The organism is Bradyrhizobium sp. CCBAU 11434, from assembly GCF_028128895.1.
Classification (GTDB): domain Bacteria; phylum Pseudomonadota; class Alphaproteobacteria; order Rhizobiales; family Xanthobacteraceae; genus Bradyrhizobium; species Bradyrhizobium zhengyangense.
Window position 1 is genome coordinate 50,706 of record NZ_LBJX01000004.1, and the last position, 24,556, is coordinate 75,261.

23 protein-coding genes are annotated in these 24,556 nt (G+C 64.7%); 12 read left to right on the top strand and 11 right to left on the bottom strand.

The genetic code is table 11. The annotated features are described in order from the left end of the window. Positions 1-21 precede the first annotated feature (21 nt). Positions 22-693, top strand: a complete 672-nt coding sequence (pdeM, locus tag XI06_RS05980) for a ligase-associated DNA damage response endonuclease PdeM (RefSeq protein WP_271604821.1) — start codon at positions 22-24, stop codon at positions 691-693. An 85-nt stretch (positions 694-778) separates the two neighbouring features. On the opposite strand, the gene XI06_RS05985 is transcribed toward pdeM, so the two are convergent. Further along, positions 779-1,657 carry a hypothetical protein gene (locus XI06_RS05985; protein WP_271604822.1) on the bottom strand — a complete coding sequence of 293 codons (879 nt, stop codon included), beginning with the start codon at positions 1,655-1,657 and terminating at the stop codon, positions 779-781. Between the two features lie 359 nt (positions 1,658-2,016). Then, a complete protein-coding gene (locus tag XI06_RS05990; RefSeq protein ID WP_271604908.1) occupies positions 2,017-2,877 on the bottom strand; it encodes a LysR family transcriptional regulator in 861 nt (286 codons plus the stop codon). Between the two features lie 108 nt (positions 2,878-2,985). Between XI06_RS05990 and XI06_RS05995 the strand changes: the two genes are divergently transcribed. Together XI06_RS05995 and XI06_RS06000 are read left to right on the top strand one after the other, a co-directional pair. Beyond that, positions 2,986-3,894 carry a DMT family transporter gene (locus tag XI06_RS05995; protein ID WP_271604823.1) on the top strand — a complete coding sequence of 303 codons (909 nt, stop codon included), beginning with the start codon at positions 2,986-2,988 and terminating at the stop codon, positions 3,892-3,894. A gap of 11 nt (positions 3,895-3,905) precedes the next feature. Continuing rightward, entirely contained in the window at positions 3,906-4,679 is a 774-nt protein-coding gene (locus XI06_RS06000; protein ID WP_237870806.1) for an MBL fold metallo-hydrolase, read from the top strand. Between the two features lie 166 nt (positions 4,680-4,845). Here XI06_RS06000 and XI06_RS06005 read toward each other — a convergent pair whose 3' ends face one another. Next, complete coding sequence (locus XI06_RS06005) at positions 4,846-8,379, bottom strand: SEL1-like repeat protein (RefSeq protein WP_271604824.1); 3,534 nt, start codon at positions 8,377-8,379, stop codon at positions 4,846-4,848. Positions 8,380-8,656: 277 nt separating this feature from the next. Here XI06_RS06005 and XI06_RS06010 point away from each other — a divergent pair, with 277 nt between their 5' ends. Further along, entirely contained in the window at positions 8,657-8,833 is a 177-nt protein-coding gene (locus XI06_RS06010) for a DUF2934 domain-containing protein (RefSeq protein ID WP_237864116.1), read from the top strand. Between the two features lie 5 nt (positions 8,834-8,838). Here the strand turns inward: XI06_RS06010 and XI06_RS06015 are convergent, their stop codons facing one another. Continuing rightward, positions 8,839-9,429 (bottom strand): PadR family transcriptional regulator, encoded by a 591-nt coding sequence (locus XI06_RS06015; RefSeq protein ID WP_237864115.1) that lies wholly within the window; start codon positions 9,427-9,429, stop codon positions 8,839-8,841. A 186-nt stretch (positions 9,430-9,615) separates the two neighbouring features. Here XI06_RS06015 and XI06_RS06020 point away from each other — a divergent pair, with 186 nt between their 5' ends. Genes XI06_RS06020 through XI06_RS06035 form a run of 4 tightly spaced genes read left to right on the top strand, consistent with a single transcriptional unit; the run spans position 9,616 to position 15,315 of the window. Continuing rightward, positions 9,616-9,999, top strand: coding sequence for a nuclear transport factor 2 family protein (locus XI06_RS06020; RefSeq protein ID WP_271604825.1), 384 nt, complete (start codon positions 9,616-9,618; stop codon positions 9,997-9,999). Between the two features lie 38 nt (positions 10,000-10,037). Beyond that, on the top strand, positions 10,038-11,828 hold the full coding sequence (locus tag XI06_RS06025; RefSeq protein WP_237864113.1) for an acyl-CoA dehydrogenase C-terminal domain-containing protein: 1,791 nt from the start codon (positions 10,038-10,040) through the stop codon (positions 11,826-11,828). 48 nt (positions 11,829-11,876) lie between these two features. Continuing rightward, on the top strand, positions 11,877-13,085 hold the full coding sequence (locus XI06_RS06030; protein WP_237864112.1) for an acetyl-CoA C-acetyltransferase: 1,209 nt from the start codon (positions 11,877-11,879) through the stop codon (positions 13,083-13,085). 19 nt (positions 13,086-13,104) lie between these two features. Then, entirely contained in the window at positions 13,105-15,315 is a 2,211-nt protein-coding gene (locus XI06_RS06035) for an FAD-dependent oxidoreductase (protein ID WP_271604826.1), read from the top strand. 53 nt (positions 15,316-15,368) lie between these two features. Here XI06_RS06035 and XI06_RS06040 read toward each other — a convergent pair whose 3' ends face one another. Next, positions 15,369-15,713 (bottom strand): hypothetical protein, encoded by a 345-nt coding sequence (locus tag XI06_RS06040; RefSeq protein WP_271604827.1) that lies wholly within the window; start codon positions 15,711-15,713, stop codon positions 15,369-15,371. Between the two features lie 114 nt (positions 15,714-15,827). Next, complete coding sequence (gene gstA, locus XI06_RS06045) at positions 15,828-16,442, bottom strand: glutathione transferase GstA (RefSeq protein WP_237864109.1); 615 nt, start codon at positions 16,440-16,442, stop codon at positions 15,828-15,830. Positions 16,443-16,568: 126 nt separating this feature from the next. On the opposite strand from gstA, the gene XI06_RS06050 reads away from it, so the two are divergent. The 3 genes from XI06_RS06050 to XI06_RS06060 all read left to right on the top strand — a co-directional run bounded on the left by XI06_RS06050 (position 16,569) and on the right by XI06_RS06060 (position 19,253). Beyond that, positions 16,569-17,066 carry a MarR family winged helix-turn-helix transcriptional regulator gene (locus XI06_RS06050; protein ID WP_063197904.1) on the top strand — a complete coding sequence of 166 codons (498 nt, stop codon included), beginning with the start codon at positions 16,569-16,571 and terminating at the stop codon, positions 17,064-17,066. A gap of 103 nt (positions 17,067-17,169) precedes the next feature. Next, positions 17,170-18,540 (top strand): glutamate--cysteine ligase, encoded by a 1,371-nt coding sequence (locus XI06_RS06055; RefSeq protein ID WP_237864108.1) that lies wholly within the window; start codon positions 17,170-17,172, stop codon positions 18,538-18,540. Between the two features lie 119 nt (positions 18,541-18,659). Continuing rightward, entirely contained in the window at positions 18,660-19,253 is a 594-nt protein-coding gene (locus XI06_RS06060; RefSeq protein ID WP_271604909.1) for a PAN domain-containing protein, read from the top strand. Between the two features lie 127 nt (positions 19,254-19,380). Here the strand turns inward: XI06_RS06060 and XI06_RS06065 are convergent, their stop codons facing one another. The 5 genes from XI06_RS06065 to XI06_RS06085 form a co-directional block, all read right to left on the bottom strand. Next, entirely contained in the window at positions 19,381-19,947 is a 567-nt protein-coding gene (locus XI06_RS06065; RefSeq protein ID WP_271604910.1) for a nucleotidyltransferase family protein, read from the bottom strand. 5 nt (positions 19,948-19,952) lie between these two features. After that, positions 19,953-20,300: an MmcQ/YjbR family DNA-binding protein gene (locus XI06_RS06070; protein WP_271604828.1), complete on the bottom strand. Its 348-nt coding sequence runs from the start codon at positions 20,298-20,300 to the stop codon at positions 19,953-19,955. A 9-nt stretch (positions 20,301-20,309) separates the two neighbouring features. Beyond that, on the bottom strand, positions 20,310-21,086 hold the full coding sequence (gene lepB / locus XI06_RS06075) for a signal peptidase I (RefSeq protein WP_237864106.1): 777 nt from the start codon (positions 21,084-21,086) through the stop codon (positions 20,310-20,312). Next, a complete protein-coding gene (gene tldD / locus XI06_RS06080) occupies positions 21,083-22,510 on the bottom strand; it encodes a metalloprotease TldD (protein ID WP_271604829.1) in 1,428 nt (475 codons plus the stop codon). Before tldD ends, lepB begins: the two co-directional genes overlap by 4 nt. A gap of 110 nt (positions 22,511-22,620) precedes the next feature. Next, positions 22,621-23,178: an invasion associated locus B family protein gene (locus XI06_RS06085; RefSeq protein ID WP_377807496.1), complete on the bottom strand. Its 558-nt coding sequence runs from the start codon at positions 23,176-23,178 to the stop codon at positions 22,621-22,623. A gap of 447 nt (positions 23,179-23,625) precedes the next feature. Between XI06_RS06085 and coxB the strand changes: the two genes are divergently transcribed. Then, positions 23,626-24,471 (top strand): cytochrome c oxidase subunit II, encoded by an 846-nt coding sequence (coxB, locus tag XI06_RS06090; RefSeq protein WP_237864103.1) that lies wholly within the window; start codon positions 23,626-23,628, stop codon positions 24,469-24,471. The last annotated feature ends 85 nt before the right edge of the window (positions 24,472-24,556 follow it).

Genomic DNA, 24,556 nt, shown 5'->3' on the forward strand with positions numbered 1-24,556 from the left:
GTTTCAGGAGATGACGGGGACATGCGCGTATCCAGGGTCAGCATCAGCGATGTGACCTTCGCCGCCGATCTCTCCGGCGCGCTGTTCTGGGACGAGCAGAACCTGCTCGTCGTCTCCGATCTGCATCTCGAAAAAGGGTCCAGCTTCGCCACGCGCGGCGTGCTGCTGCCGCCTTACGACACGCTGGCAACGCTCAGCCGTCTCGCTGCTGTCATCTCCCGCCATAATCCCAGGACGGTCATCGCGCTCGGCGACAGTTTTCACGATCGTTCCGCGCACGAGCGCCTCTCGGCCGACGACCGCGCCGCCGTCGCCGCGCTCCAAACCGGGCGCGACTGGATCTGGATCTCAGGCAATCACGATCCGATGCTGCCGCGCGATCTCGGCGGCACCATCGCCGACGAAGTCGCTATTGGACCGATCACCTTCCGCCACGAACCATCAGGTGCGCCTGGCGAGATCGCCGGCCATCTCCACCCCAAGGCCCGCGTCTCCGCGCGCGGCCGTTCGATGGAGCGGCGGTGTTTCGCCAGCGACGGCCTGCGCGCCGTGATGCCCGCCTTCGGCGCCTATGCCGGCGGGCTGAGCATCCGCGACGCCGCGTTTGCGAAGATCTTTCCGAGAAACGGCTTTGTCGCGCATCTCCTCGGCGACCGCCGCGTGCACGCGATCGCCGCGTCAAGGTGTTACTAAGGGCCGCGCTCTCGTAGGGTGGGTCAGCCGAGCAGATGGGCGGATCGCCAGGCGCTGGAAAAACTACGGCGCGCTCACTGCCTCATCAGTCGTAGCCCACCTGTTCCGGCTTGTCGGTCCAAGGGTCGACGCACGCGCCGGCGTTGGTCGAGACGAGGTGCCGGTGACGGGCGAAATGAACCCGCCACGGGATGTCCGACGGAAGGATCACGAACGACACGACGTCGCGATGTTCGCGCAGCGGGGACGTAGCCTTGTGCAGCACCTTCCCGTTCTCGAACAGGATGCGCGTGCCGGGCGGCCCTTCGATGATTTCCGTGGTCGCGCCGTTCTCCAGGTCGGCCTGGACGCGCTGGATCTGGTTGCGATTGCGGAAGCCCTTGGACCGCAGCTGGTCGGTCAGCGCCTTTTTCTTGAGCCGGAAAGCGCCCGTGTCGTTGGTGACGTCGTCGAGATAGACCATCAGCTTGATCTCGGGACCCGGACAATTGTCCAGATGCCAGAGGAAGCTCGACTGCGGCTTCGTCGGCGTCGGCACGATCCTGTAGAAATAGACGCCGAAATTCTTGAAGTGCGACTGGAAGTAGCTTTCGAGCACGTGCTCGAGCTGCGCGTCAAACACATTCATGACCGATGGCAGGCGCTCGATGCCGTCGATCAGTCGGAACGCACCGTCCATCAGCGTGTGGCAATTCGCTGGCTTCGCCAAGAGCTCATCTGTCTGGTGCGCCACGTCGCTGCCGTTGAAGGCCGCGGCCGGAGGTAGGGCGAGATAGCCATTCTCGCTGAACTCCTTCGCAAGCGCCGCGTCCGACGACCCAATGCCCCTCGGCTTCCAGTGTCTGCGAGCTTCTGCATGGTACAGTGCATAGCGCAGATTGACCGCCATGGGCTGGTTGTTACGAAACAGTTTGTCGCGCACGGCGTGGCGCATGTCATGGGCTGCGAGCTTGAGCGTCCTCACTTGCGTCTCCCAAATGAAATTTGTCGACATGCAATGGACGTCTGGGGATCGGCGGGTTGCGCCGGTGAGTAAATTTTGCTCTGCAACTTAGGGACGAGTCAATTGGCATTTCGTCCCCACGGCGCGGCCCTGGTGGACCGAGCGGTGGAACTACGGCGCGCTCACCGCTTGAGGATAGGCTAGAGGCTTGCGCGCCTTACCGCCGGCCCGTCGCGCATTTGCTCGGCGATCGCCGCGTGCATGCGGCGTCAAGGTGTTACTGAGGGCCGCGCTCCTCATTTGGGTTACGACTCTCGCGACTCGCACAACTGCGTTCCCTCCCCCACAAGGGGGGAGGGAACGCACCGACCTCGTGGCGCCTACGCCGCCTTCGCCTGCACGTCCTCGCAAAACTCCGCCAAGCGATCCGCCAGCCGCAGCGTCGCGGAGCTTGCATTCGGCGCGGCCATCAGCGCCACCTCGGTCTTGTTGATCGGCGCGAAGCCGTCCTTCGCCGTCAGGACGCGGTGATCCGATTGAATCGACATCTCGGACAAAATGCTCAGCCCCATGCCGGCAGCGACGGCGGCCTGGATGCCGGCGAGGCTCGACGACATGTAGGACATGTGCCAGGCGCGGCCGGCGCTTTCCAGCGCGTGGATGGCGCCGGCGCGGTAGAGGCAGCCGAGCGGAAAGCCGATCAGCGGCACTGACGGCAGGTTGACGTCGACGGGATGGCTTTTGCTGGTGACCCAGTGCACCTCCTCCGGCCACACCGCGATCGCATCCTTGCCGCCGGCCTCGCGCTTGAACAGCGCGAGATCGAGCTCGCCGCGTTCGAGGTCGCGGGCGAGGTTCTTGCTCTGGTCGGCGCGCACGTCGAGCCGCAGGTTCGGATGCGAGCGTGCGAACGCGCCCAGCAATTTTGCCAGACGGTACGCCGCGAAATCTTCGGGAATGCCGAGCCGGACTGCGCCGCCGTCGGGCTCGCGCAACACGTCGCGCGCTTCTTCCGCTAGCGCCAGCAATCGCCGCGCATAGGAGAGCAGCCGCTCGCCGGCCTCGGTCGGGCGCACGTCCTTGCCGTCCCGGTGCAGCAGCACCTGGCCGACATCTTCCTCCAGCCGCTTGATCTGCTGGCTGACCGTCGATTGCGTGCGGTGAACGCGCTCGCTGGCGCGGGTGAAGCCGCCGGCCTCGACCACCGAGACGAAGCTGCGCAGAAGCTCCAGATCGAGCATGGATGGCCTCATTCGAAAATCCACTGATTTCGAGTTAATCATTTAATTTCCAAATGGCAAGCGGGGTGCCTAGATCGGGGCCAGAAGAAAAACATCCGAGAATGCCTCATGTCCCTCGCCACTTCGCTTCCCGCTCCCCGGAGCCGGTTCAACACCCTGCCGCTCGCCATCGGCCTGTTCTGCCTGCTCTGGAGCTATGCCTTCGTCGCCGGCAAGATCGGCGTCACCCATTGCCCGCCGTTGATCCTGCTCGCCGCGCGCTTCTCGCTCGCCGGCATTTTGATCCTCGGTACCACTTCTATCCGCGGCGACTGGTCGTTGTCGTGGCGCGATGCGGTGATCTTCGCCGTGCTCGGGATTGCCAACAACGCGCTCTATCTCGGGCTCGGTTACACCGGCCTGCAATCGGTCTCCGCCGGCCTCGGCGGCCTGATCGTCTCGGCCAATCCGGTGTTCACCGCCGCACTTGCTGCGCTGCTGCTTGGCGAGGGCATGACCTGGCGCAAGGCCAGCGGCCTGTTGCTCGGCATCATCGGCGTCACCCTGATTGTCTGGCACCGGCTCTCGGTCGGCACCGATTCGTTGCACGGCATCCTCTTCACGCTGGCCTCGCTCGCCTCCATCGTCGCCGGCACCATCCTGTTCAAGCTGCTCGCGCCGAAGGGAAGCCTGTGGATTGGCAACGGCGTGCAGAATCTCGCGGCCGGCATCGTGCTGACGCCGGTCGCGCTGACCTTCGCGGATGTCCACGCCATCGATGTCACCCCAAGCCTGATCGGCGCCTTCGCGTTCCTCGTGCTCGGCGGCTCGATCCTCGCTTACTGGCTCTGGTTTCATCTCCTGAAAGTGTGTGGCGCGACCGCGGCCAGTGCCTATCATTTCCTGATGCCGCCGCTCGGCATGCTGTTCGCCTTCATCGTGCTCGGCGAACATGTCGAGGCGCGCGATCTGCTGGGGATCATTCCGGTGGCGCTCGGCATTTACCTGGTGACGCGTCCCGCAAAGCCCGCCGCGTAAGAGGAGTTCCCATGCCCGTTTCCATCACCCTGATCGGCGGTCCCACCGCCTTGATAGAGATCGACGGCTTTCGCCTGCTCACCGATCCCACCTTCGATGCGCCCGGCGCTTATCAATTGCCGCATGTAAAGCTGGAGAAGACCGTCGGCCCGGCGATGAAGGCCGATGCGATCGGCCCCATCGATGCCGTGCTGCTCAGCCACGACCAGCATTCGGACAATCTCGACACCTCCGGCCGCGAATTTGTGCTCAAAGCGCCGCGCGCGCTGACCACGGAGGCTGGCGCAAAACGCCTCGGGGGCGATGTCGAAGGCCTCGCGCCCTGGGCGACCGCGCATCTGAAGGACGACGACGGCAACACGCTGACCATCACCGCGACGCCGGCGCGTCACGGTCCTGCCGGCATCGAGCCGCTGTCGGGCGACGTCATCGGTTTCGTGGTGCAGTCGAGCCGCAAGGATACACGTCCCGTCTATATCAGCGGCGACACCACCTGGTTTGACGGCGTCGCCGAAGTCGCGCGCCGCTTCAAATGCGGTGTGGTGATGCCCTTCGCCGGCGCCGCGCAGACTCGCGGCCCGTTCCATCTCACCATGGACACCAACGACACCATCGAAACCGCGCGCGCTTTTCCCGATGCCATGATCGTGCCCGTGCACACCGAAGGCTGGGCGCATTTCCGCCAGAACGGCGAGGATTTGCGCAAGACGTTTGATGTGCTGGGATTCGGACCGCGGCTGAGGCTGCTGGAGCCCGGCGTGCCGACAGTGATCGAGGCGCCGTGATCTTGCTCCGCTGTCATGCCCCGGCTTGACCGGGGTATCCAGTACGCCGCGGCGGTTGTTGTGAGAGCGAGCTATCTGACGAGCGTCTCTGGAATACTGGGTCGCCCGGTCAAGCCGGGCGACGACGAAGGAGAATGCGGACGCTCTTTGGTTAACTTGTCCGCGCTCAATGCGCCGCTGACGCTGATTTCTTCGTCGCGACCGGCTTCGGCGCGGGCTTTGCGGTTGCTTGCGGGGCGCTGTCCCAGCCGCCGGCGGGCGTCTGGACGTTGACGGCGTCGTCGGGCTGCGGCTCGGCGCTGAAGGTCTGGATCGCGAGCTTGGCGGCGGCGAGCGATTGCGGGTCGAGACGCTTGGCGACGTCGTCGCGCTTGGTCGCCGCGTCCGCGTCGCCCTGCCCGGCGGCGAGGGTGAACCATTTGTAGGATTCGGCCAGGTTCTGCTCCACGCCGATGCCGCGCGCATAGAGGATGCCGAGGTTGAACTGGCTGTCGGCGACACCGCGATCGGCGGCTTTCCGGAACCACTGCGCCGCGCTCTTGTAGTTGGCGCCGCGTCCGCCGCCGTCGGCATCGAGCACCGCGAGATTGTGCATCGCCTTCGCGTTGCCGCGCTCGGCGGCTTGCGTGTAGTAGCGGCGAGCGATGTCGGCGTCCTTCTTCACGCCGAGGCCCTTTTCATAGAGCGTGCCGAGGCGGAAGGTCGCGGGCACCACGCCGGCCTGCGATGCGCGGTCGTACCACTTCGCGGCTTCGTCGTAATTTGCAGGCACGCCCTTGCCCTCGGCAAAGCGCACGCCGATCTCATAGGCCGCCGTCGCATCGCCCTTCATTGCAGCGACGCGCAGGGCGGGACCGGCGATGCCGTCAGGCAGCTTCTCGCTCGGCGGGATCTGGACGACACCGAGCCGCGCACGGCTCGCGCCCGACAGCGCGCCGGTGACGTCGCTGTTCGCCGCAGCCGGCGAGGCTGCCGCAGCGGGCGCGGGAATTTCGACCGAAGCCGTGCTGCTGGAGTTCGCTGGCGCAGCATTGTTCAGGGACTGCTTGCCGATCGGCGTCGGCGAGGTCATCGATGGGGTGACCTGCTCGGGCGCGGCGGGCTTGCTCTCGGCCGGCGGCGGCGCTTGTGGTGCCGGTTGGCTCGTATTTTCCATCGCCTGCGGCGCCGGCGGCGGGCTGCCGCCGTCGAGCAGGTTCATCGCCATCTTGAAAGTGCCGAGCACGATCACGACCACGCTGGCGCCGACCAGCAGCGAGCGGATTTTCGACGTGATGGTCGAGCCGCCTTCCGAACCTGCGGCCTGTGCTTTTCCTTGAGCCTTGTCCTTGGTGCGCGCTGCGATCGCGGCCTTGACGCCGCGGGCGGGCTTCTCGGGCGGCTGCGCGGCGGCAGCTTGCGCGGCGCGGCGCGCGGCTGCGATGAAGCTCGACGACGACACCGGCTCTTTCGGTGCGGCCGGGATTTCGCTGATCGCGCTTTCGGACGCGGCAATGCGCTCGGACGGCGTGGCGGGACGGCCGCTCGGACGCGTGCCGGGTTCGAGCGGATGATCCGGCGGCAGTTCGGGCGCGATCGCGTTGCGCGCCGGCGCCGTGTGCGGCTCGAGGATCTCGCTGATCGCCCGCGGCGGCAAAGGCGGTGTAGCTTGCTGTGCCATCGGCACCGGCGGCGGCGCTGCGGGCGCGGCGGCGTGGAATTCGCGCGGCGCGGCGACGAAGCCGGAATGCGCGTGCTGCTGGGCGGCGGGATTCGGCAGCTCGGGCTTTGGATCGAATTTCGGTTGCGGCGGCTGTGGCTGCCATTGCTCGCGCGCCATCGGCGCCGGCTCGAGCTGAGCCGCCATCGGCATGGGCGCTGGCATGGGCGCAGCCATCGGCATCGGCGCAGGGGCCGGCGGTGCTGATCGCACCGCGCGCAGATCGCCCTCGATCATGGCGAGGCGATCGACGACATGGCCGAGCGTGTTGTGCACGGCCTCCAGCGAATCCTGGGTGCTGCGGTTGGTCTCGGCCTGGCTGAAGCGGATGTCGGAGAGCTCGCGCTTGACGAGATCGACCATGCCGGAATCGGGCGGCGGCGCCGAATTGCGGCTCTCCGCGAGCGCGGAATAGGTCGCCTGCTGGCGCTCAAGATGCCTGAGGATATCGTGCAGTCCGTCCTCGACGCGGCTGAAATTGCCGCCGCGCTGATCCGAGGTGGCCTCGATCCGCTCCAGGAGATAGGAGACGCGCTGCTCGAGATGCGCAAAGGTGGAGGCGGAGTCGTTGCCGACCTGCATGCGGTCGAAACGGTCGGACAGCGCGCGGATCGCGGCTTCCAGATGTTCGGTGCTCTCGGCGGGTTGCGGCCGCTCGCGCGTTTCCAGCGCGGCGGTGAGCGCGGCGATGCGCTGCTCCAGCACCGCAAAGCTGTCGCCGCGGTCCGGGGCGCGATTGACCTGGTCGACCTTGGACGACAACAGCTGCACGTCCTCGGAGAGGCGTGCCAGTGCTTCGTTGGAGGCGACGTTGGAGACGATGCCGCGCAGCGCGGAGATCGCGCCTTCGAGCTGGCGCACCGTCGACGGATCGTCATTGGCGCGCAGGATCAGGTCGAGCTTGGCGCCGAGATTGCGGATCGCCTCGTCATATCCGGTGAGCTGCTCGGCCGGGGTCAGCGTGCGCAGCACCTGCTTGATATCGGACAGGGCGCGCTCGATGCCTGACAGCACCTGGCCGTCGGTGCCGTTGGAGCGGGTCTCGTCGATGCGACGGTGCAGCGAGCGGATCTCGTTCTCGATCGATTCGATCGCGCGGCGCGGCATCGCCTCGGTGATGGCGTTGCGGATCTCGGCGAGCTCGGCGCGGAAGCCGTTGATCGCCTGCTCGGTATGGTCGGGACGCTGCAGCGATTCGATCTGGCTCGTGATCTTGAGCAGATGGCGCTCAAGCGAGGAGAAATCCGGGCCTGCCTGCGGTGGCGGCGGAGCATAGGCAGGCGCGGGCGGTGCCATGGGCGCCATCGGAGGCGCGTAGGGAGCCGCGGAGGGTGCGATCGACGGCGCGGCGCGCGGCGGCACCTGCCGCGGTGCGAATCCGTCAAGCTCGCTCTGCCGTGCGGTGATCTCGGCAACGGCGACGTCGAACGACGCCGGGCTCAGCGGAGGCGAGTTGCGATAGACCTGCGCTGCCGCGCGCTCGACCGCATCGGTCTGGCGATGGCGCGTTTCAACGGGGGAGGGCGCAGGAGCCGGGCGCGGCGACGGAGGCTGCTGCGGCTGCGGTTGCTGGGGCCGCGAGATCTGCGACAGCCGCGCATCGAGCCGCGATATCGCATCGTTGAGCTGGCGCGCTACGCCCTGCTCGCGCGAGACGTCTCTTTCACGAGAAGAGTCCTGTCTCTCACCTTGGCGAGGCGCGGCGGGCTTTGAAATCCGTTCGATCTGCTGGGTGATCGCGTCGAGCCGCTGATGGATGTCGGCGACTTCGCGACTCTCCTGGCTAAATCCTTGGCTCTGCATTTGTGCGGCGCGCGGATCGGGACGCTGCTCCTGGCGCGGCTGCTCGTAAGGCCCGCGAAAGTTCGGCGGGGCAGTCTCGCCGAGCGTGGAGTTCAGCCAATCGTTGAGTGACATGCCGGCACGGCGCGCAGCAGCTTCGGCCCGCTCCCTGACGGATGGATCGATACCGTCAACACTCCACGATACGCGCGAATTCATGACTCTGTCCGGTTCCGACTCCGGCGCCCCACCCGACGCCTCCAGTCTCCCCACGCGTGCCAGTTGCAAAGACAATCGGATTTAGCGCGGGTCGTCTGCCTCGAAGACCGACTTTTTCCTGTTACGGTAAATAACGGGTTAAGGAAGCCGTCGCCGGTGTCTTAAAGTTGGGCGGCCTCGACCTGCTCCGCTGGTTGGATGGGCTCGGAATCTCGCCCTGCCGGGAACTCTCTGGTTGCTGGCAGCTTGGAACTTCAACAACGAAGGATGGCTCAAGATGGCAGGTCTGACCGAGGAAGACGTCCGTAAGCGCGCCTATGAGATCTGGAAAAGTGCCGGCGAGCCCAGCGGGAAAATGGACACCTTCTGGTATGAGGCCGAAAAGGAGCTTCTGGCCGAACGGTCAGCGCAGGGCGAAGTGCCGCCCGGGATGACCGACAATTTGCCGGTCTAGCGGACTCAACCCTTCCCCTCCCGCTTGCCGTCCTCCAGCGGCACCACCGTGCCCTTGCCTGATATCGCGGACAGCGCCTCGAGCGCCTCTTCGCAGAAATCGGCCACCATCTGCTCGTGTCGGGCGCCGAGCTTGAGCAGCAGCAGATTGCCGAGGTCGAGCCGGCCTTCCGCCGTCCCGTCCGGAAAACGCTTCTTCAGGATGCGCTCGTAATTGGCGTGCCGGTCGCGGTGATGCTCCAGCCGGTCCATCAGATCGGTGCGGATCGGCCCGATGTCGATGCTGTCGAGCGCATGCAGCCGGACCAGCAGATCGTCCTTGATCGAGGGCGGCGTGCTCGGCCGCGCGGCCCAGTGCCGCAGCGCTGTTCGGCCTTCCGGAGTGAGCGTATAAATGAGCTTATTGGGCTTGCCAGTCTGCACGACCTCGCGGCCCTGGATGTAGCCGCGGTCGCGCAGCTTGGAGAGCTCGCGGTAAATCTGCTGGTGGTCGGCCTTCCAGAAGAAGCCGATCGAGGAATCGAACGTCTTGGCGAGCTCGTAGCCCGTCATCGGACGTTCCGTCAGGCATGCGAGGATCGCGTCGCCCAGCGCCATGTGACCTGCCTCCCTGTACCCTTAACCAACCAGCTTGACTTTATGCGCATCGGCGCATATGCGTCAATGTGCATATGAGGTGGGGCTTCAGACCCCCGGACAAGCACCCCCGGCACTCCCTTTGGCGCTACTGTGCATCGGGTTGTTTTCGCGTTTTTGCCAAAGCCCTTTGGGAGGCACCTGACAATGACCGGCCTCGACTCCTGGTACGCCTACATGACGTCTCACGACACCAAGGCGTTGTGGGAGCTGCTCCATCCTGACGCCGTGTTCGAAAGCCCCGTCGTGCACACGCCGCAGCGCGGGCGCGACATCACCTTCAAATATCTCGCCAGCGCCGAGAAGGTGCTGGGCGGTCCCGGCTTCACCTATGTCGGCGAATGGCGAAGCGACAGCGGCGCCGTGCTCGAATTCAAGACCATGATCGACGGCATCGAGATCAACGGCGTCGACATCATCACCTTCGATAGCGAGGGACGCATCACCCATTTCAAGGTGATGGTGCGTCCGCTCAAGGCCATCAACATGCTGCATCGCCTGATGGCGGAGCAGCTCGCCGCCCAATCCTAATTCAGCATCATCACTTCAAGGCCTGCCGGGAGACCACCATGCCGATCTACAAAGCCCCCGTCGAAGACGTGAACTTCCTGCTCAACGACGTCTTCCAGATCGACCGCTACGACAACCTCGCCGGCTTCTCGGACGCGTCGAGCGACGTGCGCGAAGCGATCCTCGGCGAAGCCGCCAAGCTCGCTGAAGAGGTGCTGCAGCCGCTGAATCGTGTGGGCGATCTCGAAGGCTGCAAGCGCGCGGACGACGGCAGCGTCACCACGCCGAAGGGCTTCAAGGACGCCTTCAAGCAGGTCGCGGAAGGCGGCTGGCTCGGTCTGTCGGCGCCGACTGAATTTGGCGGCCAGGGCCTGCCGGTGACGCTCAGCCAGGCCGTCAACGAATTCCAGATCTCCGCCAACATGGCGTTCTCGATGTATGGCGGCCTCACCATGGGCGCGACCGCCGCGCTGATCGTTCATGGCTCGCCGGAGCAGAAGCAGACCTACGTTCCGAAGATGGTGGCCGGCGAATGGACCGGTACCATGAACCTGACCGAGCCGCATTGCGGCACCGACCTCGGCATGCTCCGTACAAAGGCGGTGCGTCAGGCCGACGGCAGCTTCAAGATCACGGGCACCAAGATCTTCATCTCGGCCGGCGAGCATGACCTCGCTGACAACATCATCCACCTCGTGCTCGCCCGCATCGAGGGCGCGCCCGCCGGCATCAAGGGCGTCTCGCTGTTCGTGGTGCCCAAGTTCCTTGTGAATCCGGATGGCTCAGTCGGTGCCCGCAACGGCGTCGTCTGCGGCTCGATCGAGCACAAGATGGGCATCCACGGCAATTCGACCTGCGTGATGAATTACGATAACGCCACCGGCTGGCTCATCGGCGAAGAGAACAAGGGCATGCAGGGCATGTTCGTGATGATGAACGAGGCTCGCCTCGGCGTCGCCGTTCAGGGCCTCGCGCAGTCCGAGGTCGCCTATCAGAACGCCGTCGCCTACGCGCGCGAGCGCATCCAGGGCCGCGCGCTCACCGGCGTGAAGGCGCCGGACAAGCCGGCCGATCCGATCATCGTGCACCCTGACGTCCGCCGCACGCTGCTCTCGATCCGCGCCTTCAACGAAGCCGCGCGCGCCTTCGTGATGTGGACCGCGCTGAAGAGCGACGTCGCCCATCGCTCCGAGGACCCCAAGGACCGGCAGGCCGCCGACGATCACATGGGCCTGATGACGCCAGTGCTGAAGGGCTTCCTCACCGACTACGGCTTTGCCAACGCGGTGCAGGCGCAGCAGATGTATGGCGGCCACGGCTACATCGCCGAGCAGGGCATGGAACAGTTCGTGCGCGATGCCCGCATCGCCATGATCTATGAAGGCGCGAATGGCATCCAGGCGCTCGATCTCGTCGGCCGCAAGCTGCCGCGCGACGGCGGCCGAGCCATCATGGCCTTCTTCGGCGAGGTCATGGCCTTCGCCAAGGAGAACGGCGGCGACGAGGCGATGAAGCCCTTCATCACGCCACTCTCGACCTCGCTCGGTCATCTGCAGCAGGCCACGACCTGGCTGATGCAGAACGCGATGATGAAGCCTGATAATGCGGGAGCAGCCGCAACCGATTACCTGCATCTCTTCGGCTTCGTCGCGCTCGGCTATATGTGGGCCAAGATGGCGAAGGTGACGCAGGCCAAGATTGCCGAGAGCGGGGCGACGCCCTATCTCTCGACCAAGCTCGTCACCGGCCGCTTCTTCATGGAGCGGATGCTGCCGGAGACCGCGGCCAATCTCGCGCGCATTCAGTCCGGCTGCGCCACCATCATGGAATTGCCGGCGGAAGCGTTCTGAGCCTGCTTCCGCACCAATAGAATTCGAACAACAGATCAGGAGGGCGTCATGCCTGAGGCATTCATCTACGATCACGTTCGCACCCCCCGTGGCCGCGGCAAGGCTGACGGCGCGCTGCACGAAGTCACCGCGCTGGCGCTCGCCACCGTGCCGCTGAAGGCGCTGAAGGACCGCAACAATCTGCCGGAAGATTCGGTCGACGACGTCGTGCTCGGCGTGGTCGATCCGGTCGGCGAGGCCGGCTCCGACATCGCGCGCTTTGCCGCGCTGAAGGCGGGTCTCGGCGAAGCCGTCCCCGGCGTGCAGATCAGCCGCTTCTGCGCCTCCGGTCTCGATGCCGTGAACTTCGCCGCCGCGCAGGTGATGAGCGGCCAGCATGAGCTCGTGATCGGCGGCGGTGCCGAATCGATGAGCCGCGTCGGCATCGGTGCCTCCGGCGGCGCCTGGCCGATGGATCCCTCGATGGCGGTGCCCGCTTACTTCATGCCGCAGGGTGTCTCGGCCGATCTGATCGCCACCAAGTACGGCTTCTCGCGCGACGACGTCGACGCCTATGCCGTGCAGAGCCAGCAGCGTGCGGCTAAGGCCTGGGACGAGGGCCGCTTCAACAAGTCGGTCGTGCCGGTGAAGGACATCAACGGCCTCACTATTCTCGCCAAGGACGAGCACATGCGTCCCTCGACGACGATGCAGTCGCTGGCGCAGCTGCAGCCGTCGTTCACGATGATGGCGCAGATGGGCGGCTTTGACGGCGTCGCGGTGCAGTCGCATCCGGAGATCGAGCGCGTCAATTACGTGCACCATGCCGGCAACTCCTCCGGCATCGTCGACGGCGCCGGCGCCGTGCTGCTCGGCAGCAAGGAGGCCGGTGCGAAATACGGCATGAAGCCGCGCGCCAAAATACGTGCATTCGCAAACATCGGCTCGGAGCCGGCGATGATGCTGACCGGTCCGGTCGACGTCACCGAAAAGCTGTTCGCGCGTTCCGGCATGAAGAAGTCTGATATCGACCTGTTTGAGCTCAACGAGGCTTTTGCCTCGGTCGTGCTGCGCTACATCCAGGCCTTCGACATCGACAACGCAAGAATCAACGTCAATGGCGGCGCCATCGCGCTCGGCCATCCGCTCGGCGCCACCGGTGCAATGATCCTGGGCACCGTGCTCGACGAGCTAGAGCGCACCAACAAGTCCACCGCCCTGGTCACGCTGTGCATCGGCGGCGGCATGGGCACCGCGACCATCATCGAGCGCGTCTAAGGGGTAGGGAGCAACCACCATGTCGTACAAGAACTTCAAGGTTGAGACCGATTCCGACGGCATCGCGCTCGTCACCTGGGACATCCCGGGCCGTTCGATGAACGTGCTCGACGAGACCTCGACCAGCGAGCTCGATGCGATCGTCAAGGAAACCACTGGTGACGCAGCTGTGAAGGGCGTCGTCATTACCTCGGCGAAAGAGGCGTTCTGCGCCGGCGCCGACCTGTCCATGCTCGAGGGCATGAACCAGGCCTACGCAAAGGTCTTTAGGGAGCAGGGCGAGACCGCCGCGAACCAGATGCTGTTCGACCAGAGCCGCCGCTTCTCGCTGGTGCTGCGCTCGATCGAAACCTCAGGCAAGCCGTGGGCCGCCGCAATCAACGGCCTCGCGCTTGGCGGCGGTTTCGAGATCACGCTGTGCTGCCACTATCGCGTGGCGGCCGAGAATCCCAAGACGCGTCTCGGCCTGCCCGAGGTCAAGGTCGGCCTGTTCCCCGGCGCCGGCGGTACGCAGCGCGTGCCGCGCCTGGTGCCGCCGCAGGATGCCGTGACGATCCTGCTCAAGGGCGATCCTGTTACGATCGAGAAGGCGAAGCAGCTCAACCTGATCCACGCCATCGTTCCCGCTGCCGATCTCATCAAGGCCGCCAAGGACTGGATCAAGGGTGGCGGCAAGGCCGTGGCGCCCTGGGACGAGAAGGGTTTCAAGCTTCCGGGCGGTCCGGTGTTCTCGAAGGCCGGCATGATGATGTTCCCGGCCGGCAACGCGATCTATCGCCGCGAGACCTACGATAACTATCCGGCCGCGCGCGCGATCATGAGCTGCGTCTATGAGGGCCTGCAGTTGCCGATCGATGCCGCGCTTCGCGTCGAGTCGCGCTACTTCACCTCGGTGCTGCGCTCGAAGGAAGCGGCCGCGATGATCCGCAGCCTGTTCCTGTCGATGCAGGAGCTCAACAAGGGCGCGCGCCGCCCGAAGGACGTGCCCGCAACCAAGGTGAAGAAGATCGCCGTGATCGGCGCCGGCTTCATGGGCGCCAGTGTTGGCTACGTCTCGGCCCGCGCCGGCCTCGACGTCGTCCTGATCGACCGCGACCAGGAGAGCGCCGACAAGGGCAAGGCCCATGCGCAGAAGGTGATCGAGGATCAGATCAAGAAGGGCCGCGCCAAGCCCGATGATGCCGAGAAGCTGCTCGCGCGCATCACGCCGACCGCGGACTATGCCGCGCTGAAGGACGTCGACCTCGTCATCGAGGCCGTGTTCGAGGACCGCAAGGTCAAGGCAGAGACCTTCGCCAAGGCGCAGGAATATCTCAAGCCGGACGTGATCTTTGCGTCGAACACGTCGACGCTGCCGATCACCTCGCTGGCCGAGTCGTTCAAGGACCAGGGCAAGTTCGTCGGCATCCACTTCTTCTCGCCGGTCGAGAAGATGATGCTGGTCGAGATCATCAAGGGCAAGAACACCGGCGATCTCGCGCTCGCGACTGCACTCGATTACGTCCGCCAGATCGGCAAGACGCCGATCGTGGTCAACGATAGCCGCGGCTTCTTCGCCAATCGCTGCGTCGGTCGCTACGTCGCCGAGGGCAACGAGATGTTCCTCGAAGGCGTGCCGCCGGCGATGATCGAGAACTGCGCCAAGATGGCCGGTATGCCGGTCGGCCCGCTCTCGCTCTCGGACGAGGTTGCGCTCGACCTCGGCCTCAAGATCATGAAGGCGACCGAAGCCGATCTCGGCCCGAACGCCATCAACCCCGACCAGAAGAAGCTGATGGTCGAGATGGTCGAGAAGCAGGGTCGCCTCGGCCGCAAGAACAAGAAGGGCTTCTACGACTATCCCGAGGGCAAGGGCCAGAAGAGCCTGTGGCCGGGCCTCTCGGCGCTGCAGCCGAAGCAACTCGACCCCGACACGCTCGACGTCGAGGAGCTGAAGCAGCGCTTCCTCGTGGTGCAGGCGGTGGAAGCCGCGCGCACGGTCGAGGATCACGTCATCACCGATCCGCGCGAAGCGGATGTCGGCTCGATCCTCGGCTTCGGCTTCGCGCCGTTCACCGGTGGCACGCTGTCCTACATCGACTTCATGGGCACGAAAAAGTTTGTCGAGCTATGCCACAAGCTCGAGGCGAAATACGGCTCGCGCTTCGCGCCGCCGAAGCTGCTTGAAGAGATGGCGGCGAAGGGCGAGACCTTCTACGGCCGTTTCGCGCCGAAGAAGGCCGCGGCCTGATCGGCACCGCGACGATAGAGACAACGAAGGCCGGATCCTTGATCCGGCCTTTTCTATTTTCCATCCCCGAACGGCGAGAATGCGCGGCCCGTGACCGCGTTGTCAGCCAGACTGGCCTTCCAGCGGCCTTCGTCGCCGCGGCCAACGCGCACCTCGAAGCGCCAGCCATTCTGGTTGGTGAAGATGATGTCCGCTCCGCCCTTTGTCTTGGTGTAGCTGCACGGATGTTCGGTCGGCCGGTCCGGAAAGACGATCTTTCCTTCCTTGCTCTCGAACACGGCAGAGGTGATCTGCGGATGGACAATGAAGATGCAATTGCGCTGCGGCGCGACCGGGGTCGACAAGCCGAGCATCGCGAGCGGCGCGCCGGCTGCGGTCATGAGAACGATCATGTTCATGGGAGCAACTGTCTGGTGGCGATGGCCTTTCGACGTCATTGCCCGTGAAAGGGTTCACAACAAAAAGGCCGGATCGTCGATCCGGCCTTTTGCGTTTTCGCAGCCTGTGCGGGCTTACTTCGCCTGCGCCAGCCCTTCCTTGGTCAGCGCTTCCTGCACCTTCGGCCGGGCCGCGACGCGGGCCTTGTAGGCGGTCAGATTCGGCATCGCCGAAAGGTCGAACTTCATGCGGTCGCCCCAGGTCAGCATGGTGAAGAGATAGCCGTCGGCGACCGAGAACTGCTTGCCCATGAGGTAGTCCTTGCCGGCGAGCTGGCTGTCGATGTGCTTCAGCTTGCCCATGACGCGGTCCTTGAAGAACGCCTTGGCGTCGTCATTCAGCGCCGGCGCGAACATCGGGCCGAAGCTCTTGTGCACCTCGGAGGTGAGGAAGTTCAGCCATTCGAGCAGCTTGTAGCGTTCGGAGCTGTCGCGCGCGGGCGCCAGCGCCTTGGCCGGGGCCTTGTCGGCGATCATCTGGACAATGACCGGGCCTTCGGTCACGATCTCACCGTTATCGAGGCCCAGCGCGGGAACCTGACCCTTGGGATTGACCTTCAGGTAGTCTTCACCGTTTTCGAGCTTTTTGGCCCGGATATCGACCTTGACCAGCTCATAGGGCAGGTCGGCCTCCAGAAGCGCGATATGGGGGGACAGCGAGCAGGCGCCGGGCGAGTAATACAGTTTCATGGAATTTCCTCCTCTTGACGCTTGGTTGGGGCGAAAGAACGCCTACATGCATCTGCATCCAATAGTCAAGATTGATGCAGGTGCATCGAGTGGGGTAAGAAGCGGACGACGAGCTTGAGCGGGACCATGAAACGCAAACCATCAACCGAGGCAACCAGTGCCTGGATCCGCCTGATGCGCGTGCAGAGCCGCGTGCTTGACTGCGTGGAGCAGGACCTCAAGAAGGCCGGGTTCCCGCCACTGGCATGGTACGACGCGCTGCTCGAATTGTCGCGCGCGCCGAGCGGAGAGCTGCGGCCGGTGGAGCTCGAGCGGCAAATGCTGATCCCGCAATACTCCACCTCGCGGCTGATCGACCGCCTGGTCGACGAGGGCCTCGCCTCCCGGCGTGAATGCAAGATCGACAAGCGCGGCCAGTTCGTCGAGATCACGGAGGCCGGCCGCGAATTGCAGAAGCGGATGTGGGGTGCCTACTCGGCTGCGATCGAGAAATATGTCGGCTCGAAACTGTCCGATGCCGATGCCGTCAAGCTCAGCGGTCTGCTCGACCGGCTCGGGTGCTCGTGCGGCGAGATGAAGCTGCCGCCCGTCGCGAATGTCAACGAAACCTCGCCGTCGCGATGACCGCGCGGCAAACCAGCTCGTCCGTGCACCCCTGGGGGGTTCGCGGACCGTCCCCATCACCCGCGCGCCTTCGATCGAAGCGCCCTTTTGATTAGAGTTTGATATGGCGCGAGACCAGATCGATATGACGCCGCTGCAATCACGCGACGAGCTCGTCGCGTGGTTCGAGGCCGGCTGCAAGGACCCGTCCGAATTCCGTATGGGTACCGAGCACGAGAAGACGCCGTTCACGCTCGAAGGGCACCGTCCCGTGCCGTACGAAGGCGCACGCGGCATCGGTGCGCTGCTCGAGGGCATGAAACTCCTGCTCGGCTGGGAGCCGATCATGGAGAAGGGTAACATCATCGGTCTCTACGACGTCACCGGCGGCGGCGCGATCTCGCTCGAACCCGGCGGACAGTTCGAACTGTCAGGCGCGCCGGTCGAGAACGTGCACCAGACCCAGAGCGAGCTGATGGCGCATCTGGCGCAGGTGCGCGAGATCGCGACTCCGCTGGGCATCGGCTTCCTCGGCCTCGGCATGACGCCGTCCTGGTCGCGCGCCGACATCCCGGTCATGCCCAAGGGCCGCTACAAGATCATGACCAACTACATGCCGAAGGTCGGCCAATACGGCCTCGACATGATGTACCGGACCTGCACGGTGCAGACCAATCTCGATTTCTCCTCCGAAGCCGACATGGTCAAGAAGCTGCGCGTCTCGCTGGCGCTGCAGCCGGTCGCGACCGCCCTGTTCGCCAATTCGCCGTTCACGGAAGGCAAGCCGAACGGCTTCCTCTCCTTCCGCTCCGAAATCTGGCGCGACACCGACAATGCGCGTGCTGGCATGATGCCGTGGGCGTTCGAGGACGGCATGGGCTTTGAGCGCTATGTCGACTACGCGCTCGACGTGCCCATGTATTTCGTCAAGCGCGGCGACGATTACATCGACGTGTCGGGCTCCTCGTTCCGCGCCTTCTTCGACGGCCGCAACAACAATCTGCCCGGCGAGCGTCCGACGCTGTCGGACTGGGCCAACCATCTCTCGACGATCTTCCCGGAGGTACGGCTGAAGCGTTACCTCGAGATGCGCGGCTCCGATGGCGGCCCATGGGGCCGGTTGCCGGCGCTGTCGGCGTTCTGGGCTGGACTGCTCTATGACGACGTGTCGCTCGATGCAGCCTGGGACTTGGTGAAGCACTGGACTGCACATGAACGCCAGGCGCTACGCGACGATGTGCCGCGCTTCGGCTTCAAGGCCCGGATCAAGGACCACTATCTGTTCGAGATCGCCAAGGAATGCCTCGTACTGGCACATGCGGGCCTGCGTCGCCGCGGTCGCATCGACGCCATCGGCCGCGACGAAACCCGGCATCTGGAGCCGCTCGATCGCATCATCGATTCCGGTCGGACACCGGCCGAGGAGATGCTCGAGAAGTTCAACGGCTCCTGGAAGGGCTCGGTGGAACCGGCCTACGCGGAATACGCGTTCTAGCTCTAGGCAAATAGACCAACGACCAGGTTCTAGGCCGTTCATCGCCCGTACAGGTTTACGGCGATCAAATGACCGGCCGAAAAAACCTGAGCGTCGTCAATAACTCGAAAGCTGTTCCGATGGGGAAGGGCCGCCCGCCTGGGGCCGTCATGGCAAAGGTCGTGATGGCAAGGGCTTTGGCTTGCGTCGTGGCCTGTGCCGCGCTGCTTGCGCTCGCCTTTGCGAGCGTCCCTGCCCGAGCCCAGACGGCGTTTGACCGGCCCGGCGGCGATTATTTCAGCACGCCGGTCACGTCGGGTGATCCCGAGGATTGCGCATTGCTTTGCGAGCGCGATCGCCGCTGCCGCGCCTGGAGCTTCAGCTATCCTGATATCGATGGGGCCGCGGCTGTATGCTGGCTCAAGAATACCGTGCCGCCGCGACAGCCAGCCAATTGCTGTATCTCCGGCGTGCGCGGCGCCGGCGTGATCGAGCCGCGTGTCGAGGGCGTCGAGACCTCGATCGACCGCCCCGGCGGCGATTTGCGCAATTTCGAGCTCAAGGAGGGCGAGGGCGAGGAAGTCTGCAAGGCCGCCTGTACGGCCGACAACAAGTGCCGCGCCTTCACCTATGCCCGCCCCGGCTATACCGGGCGCGAGGCGCGCTGCTTCCTGAAAAAGGACATCAAGCCGCCGCGGCGGAAGGCCGGGTTCACGTCGGGCGTGGTGCGGTAGGCGCAGCCTTTTCCACCGACATTGCGAGCGCAGCGAAGCAATCCAGCGTCTCTCCGCGGAAGGATTCTCGATTGCTTCGCTGCGCTCGCAATGACGATGTGGATGCATCGCGGGGAAAGACGACATCTCACTCCGCAGCAATGACCGTAAGCTCCGGCCATAGCGCCTTCCATCGCGCCACCTTCGCCGCGTAATTTGCCGCGGAAAAATTCGGGCCGGGATTGGGGCGCGCAATCAGGTCCGCGACGTCGCCAAGCCCGTTCGGCGCGTAGACCTCGTAACCGTCACCAGCAGGCTTCACGCCCACTTGCGTGTTCTGCGTCAGGAAACGGTCGATGCCGTCAGTCGAGCACGACAATGGCGGATAGGGCAGGGCGTGCTTGGTCGGGTACCACAGATGCACGCGGGCCTGGTTGCGGGTCTCGATCTTGACGCCGAGATGATCGAGCTGCGCCTGCAGTTTGCGGATCACCGCGTCCTCCGCGTCCCAGGAGGTATCAGGATCGAAGTAGAAGATGTCGTAATCGGCGATGCCGTGATCGATGGCGCGGCCCGTGAGCACATTCCATACCGTCTGCACCAGGCATCCCGAGACCAGCCACGCATCCGGCAGCGCGAGCCGATCAAGCTCATCAAGGATCGCGACGTTGACCGGGTTCTTCAGCGCCAGCGCAAGAAAGCGCGGCTCATCCATGAGCGTCATGCATTTGCGCGCGCATCATAGTCGGCTCGCGCTGCCTTCGATGCCAGCACGCGCCAGCGCCGCCGCAAAAGCGTCTCCACGATCGCGCGCTTCGCCTTGGACAGGCGGATCAGAACGATCGGATAGTCCGCGTAATGATCGGTGAAGTAGAAGATCTTCGGTTGGCTCTCGACCAGCATCGCGCGCTCGTCGATCGGCACGTCAGGCATCACCAGGCTGTCGCCGTCCTCTTTCAGGCGCGCCAGCATCTTCTTGCGCACCTTCAGAGCGGGGGTGCCGTAGGAGGTGCCGTCCTCGACCTCCGGCCACGTCAGCGCAAATCTTCTGACGTCGTCGAAGGTCATGAGACCTCCTCAGTGCACGGCGGTGAAGAACCGCGCGAGCCGGAAGCCGGAGAGCCAGGTCCAGACCGGTTGGCCGCGCATGCCGAGATCCCAGGAGCCGAGCACGGCATCGGCACGGCCGACGAGATTGTCGACCGGCAAGAGGCCAACGCCGCCAGAGCGCAGCGGCACGCGGCTGTCGGCGGAGTTGTCCCTGTTGTCGCCGAGCACGAACAGATATCCCGCCGGCACCTTCACCTCGGGCGTGTTGTCGAGCGGACCGTTGTCGCGCATCTTGAAGATGAGATGCGAGACGCCGTTCGGCAGCGTCTCGACGTAACGATAGGCCGGCTCGCTGCCGCCATTGTCGTCCTCGGCGGCACCAACGCCGTCAGGCTTCAATTCGGCGGGACGGTCGTTGATGAAGAGCTGCCCCTGTCGCATCTGGATGCGGTCGCCGGGAAGGCCGACGACGCGCTTGACCCAGGCCTGCGAGCGGTCGCCGGGCCAGCGGAATACGACAACGTCGCCTTGCTTCGGCGTCTCCGCGAAGACCCGGCCGGTTTCCGGCAGGTTGATCTGGATCGGCAGCGACGAGGTGCCGTAGCCATAGGGGAATTTCGAAGCGAGCAGCGCATCGCCGATCAACAGCGTCGGCTCCATCGAGCCCGACGGCACGTAGAACGGCTCGGCGAGCGCGCCCTTGGCGATGAAGACGGCGGCGACGATGCCGGCGAGCTGCACCAGCTGTGCGACAAAGCCGGAGCCCTTCCGCTTGGGAGCGGCAGTTACCTTCTCAACGCTCATGCGCCCGTTCCACCCACCGTAATGCGTTCCATCAGAAGCGACGGCTGGCCCACGCCGACAGGCACGCCCTGGCCGTTCTTGCCGCAGGTGCCGATGCCGGTATCGAGCGCGAGATCGTTGCCGATCATGCGGATGCGATGCAGGTCGGTCGGCCCATTGCCGATCAGCATGGCGCCCTTCAGCGGCGCGCCCAGCTTGCCGTTCTCGATCTTGTAGGCCTCGGTGCACTGGAACACGTATTTGCCCGAGGTGATGTCGACCTGCCCGCCGCCGAAATTCGCGGCAAACACGCCGTTCTTCACCGACGCGAGAATCTCGGCCGGGTCGCGGTCGCCCGCGAGCATGTAGGTGTTGGTCATGCGCGGCATCGGCACATGGGCATAGCCCTGGCGCCGGCCATTGCCGGTCGGCTTCATGTTCATCAGCCGCGCGTTCTGGCGGTCCTGCATGTAGCCAACCAGGATGCCGTCTTCGATCAGCACGGTGCGGTTGGTCGGCGTGCCCTCGTCGTCGATCGACAGCGAGCCGCGCCTTGAGGCGATGGTGCCGTCGTCGACCACGGTGACGCCCTTCGCGGCGACCTGCTGGCCCATCAGGCCGGCGAAGGCCGAGGTCTTCTTGCGGTTGAAGTCGCCCTCGAGGCCGTGGCCGACCGCCTCATGCAGCATCACGCCGGGCCAGCCGGCGCCCAGCACGACGTCCATTTCGCCCGCGGGGGCCGGAATCGATTCCAGATTGACCAGCGCCTCGCGCAGTGCGCCGTCGGCGGCTTCGCGCCAATTCTTGCTCTCGATGAACTCGGCATAGCCGGCACGGCCGCCATAACCCTTGCTGCCGCTCTCCTGGCGGTCGCCTTGACCGGCGACGACGGAGATGTTGATGCGCACCAGCGGGCGGATGTCGCGATAGCTCTCGCCGTCGGGACGCAGGATCTCGACGACCTGCCAGGTCGCGCCCAGGCTGACGCTGACCTGCCGCACCCGCGGATCCTTGTCGCGCAAGTAAGCGTCGATCTCGGCGAGCAGTTTTACTTTCGTCTCGAAGCCCGGGGCATCGAGCGGGTTTTCATCGCCATAGAGGCGGACATTGGTGTGTGGGGGCGGGGCGGCAAAGCTGCCGGAATAGCCACCGCGCACGGCCGCGACTGCGTCGGCGGCGCGAATCAGCGCGGGCAGCGACACATCGGAGGAATGCGCATAGCCGACCGCATCGTCCTTGACGGCGCGCAGGCCAAAGCCCTGCGAGGTGTCGTAGGTCGCTTGCTTCAGCCGCCCATTGTCGAACATCAGCGCTTCGGTCTGGCTGTATTCCAGGAACAATTCGCCGTCGTCGGCACCGGAAAGCCCACGCGCGACCTCGTTGCGAACCTGGTCGCGGTCGAGATTGGCGCGGTCGAGCAGGGAGGTTGTGGCAGGATTGGTCATGCGTCCGTCCATTATCGGGGGATGTGAGGCAAGATAATGGTTTTGGATTGGTTCCGCGAGGGCGCGACGCCTCACATTACGGAAACAATAGGTTCGCCGCTGGCTTAGCCCTATGGCAGCTTGTCATAGCCCTCGCCGAGTCCGTTCAGGCTGAGCGGGAAGCCGATGCCTTCTTCCGGCGTCTCGAAGATGATGAAGGTCGCGGTCTTGGCGCTGCGGAGCTGGCCGAGCAGCTTGTCGTCCATGACGACCTCAGCGACGCAGCCATTGGGCAGGCAGCGGACGAAGCCGGCACGGCCGACGTCCTGGTTGTCGAGCTTCAGTCCGAGGCCCGAGGGCAGCAGCACGCCTAAGGGCGCGACCACGCGCATCAGGCGGCTCTTCTGATCGGCGGTCTTGAGCACGATCACGGTGAGGCCGGCATTGGAGCGGTCTTCCGCCACCACGCTCTGGATCAGGGCGCATTGCTCGGCCTGGGCGCCCGGCGGGGTGTCGCAGCGGATCTGCCAGTCGCCATGAACGGAGCGCACCGCGCCCTGCGCATGGGCGAGGCCGGGTAAGGCAAGGAAAAGGGCGACAGCCAGGAGGCCGATCAGCGTCGTGAGACCCTCAGTCGGCCATAGAACCGATCTTGGAACCGATCTTGCCATGCATCTCGAAAGCCCCATCGGGGTCGGTCCCTCTGCTCGCTTGGGTCGCTCGCGCTGGAGGACTGATACGGGAATGACGGCGTCTTGAAGGCAATTCACAAGCAAATTCCGCGCCGCCTCGGCTGCCATTGCCGCCACGAATCAGGTTCCTGCGGGGCCCTGCGCCTGTGCCTACAGCGGGCAATCCGGCTGTCAAGCCGCGGCATCCCGGGAAACGGTATTTTTGTCTGATGTTACTAGGAAATATCTTGCGGGTGATCGCAGACAGAGGGGCCTCAAGACTGCATTGCGATAGATCAAGAATTATGGTTTGAGAGGCTTGATTTCGGCGTTCTAGCGATCTGGCCCCAATTCCTCTTAGAGGTATTCTTGCGCGGCGGTTTGTCAGACGGGCGGATCGAATAAGCGTTCCCCAAAAACAGGGGAAGGCACTTGGGGTGATTTCGTTAGGGGAGCGCGAACGGCATGAAGATGTCGATGGGCCGGGTGGGCCGACACTTGCTGGGATTGGCCGTGGCGGGTCTGACGCTGGCGACGGGCGGTGCGGCATTTGCCGAGGCTGAGCTCGGGCAGCCGGCGCCGTGGGAATGGCACCTGCAGGGCTCTGCTTCCCCGGTGATGGACAACATCGTCTGGTTCCATAACTTCTTGTCCGTGCTGATCATCGTCATCACGCTGTTCGTGCTGGCGCTGCTGGTCATCGTGGTGATGAAGTTCAACGCGAAGGCCAATCCGGTGCCGTCGCGGACCACCCACAACACGCTGATCGAGGTGGTGTGGACCCTGGTGCCGGTGCTGATCCTGGTCGGCATCGCGGTGCCGTCCTTCCGCCTGCTGTTCCTCGAGCTCGACGTGCCGAAAGCGGACCTGACCATCAAGGCGACCGGCAAGCAGTGGTACTGGTCCTACGCTTACCCTGATAACGGCAAGTTCGAGTTCGACTCGTTGCTGGCTCAGGACAAGCAGCCCCGCCTCCTCGGCGTCGACAACGAGATGGTGGTTCCGGTCAACAAGGTGATTCGTGTCCAGGTCACCGGCGCCGACGTCATCCACGCGTTCGCGCTGCCGGCGTTCGGCGTCAAGATCGACGCCATACCGGGGCGCCTGAACGAGACCTGGTTCAAGGCCACCAAGACCGGCATGTTCTACGGCCAGTGCTCGGAGCTTTGCGGTAAGGACCACGCCTTCATGCCGATCGCGATTCGCGTGGTGAACGATCAGGAGTTCGCCTCCTGGGTTGAATCGGCGAAGAAGAAGTTTGCGAGCGGCGGCACCAGCACCTTCGCCTCCGCGGCCGGCCCGACGCAGTAGGCGCCGGGCGACGGCTCAAAGGGACTGAAAGCGATACAAAGGGCGGGACCTCCAAAGGTCCGAACGGGACGCAAGGCAGGATTTG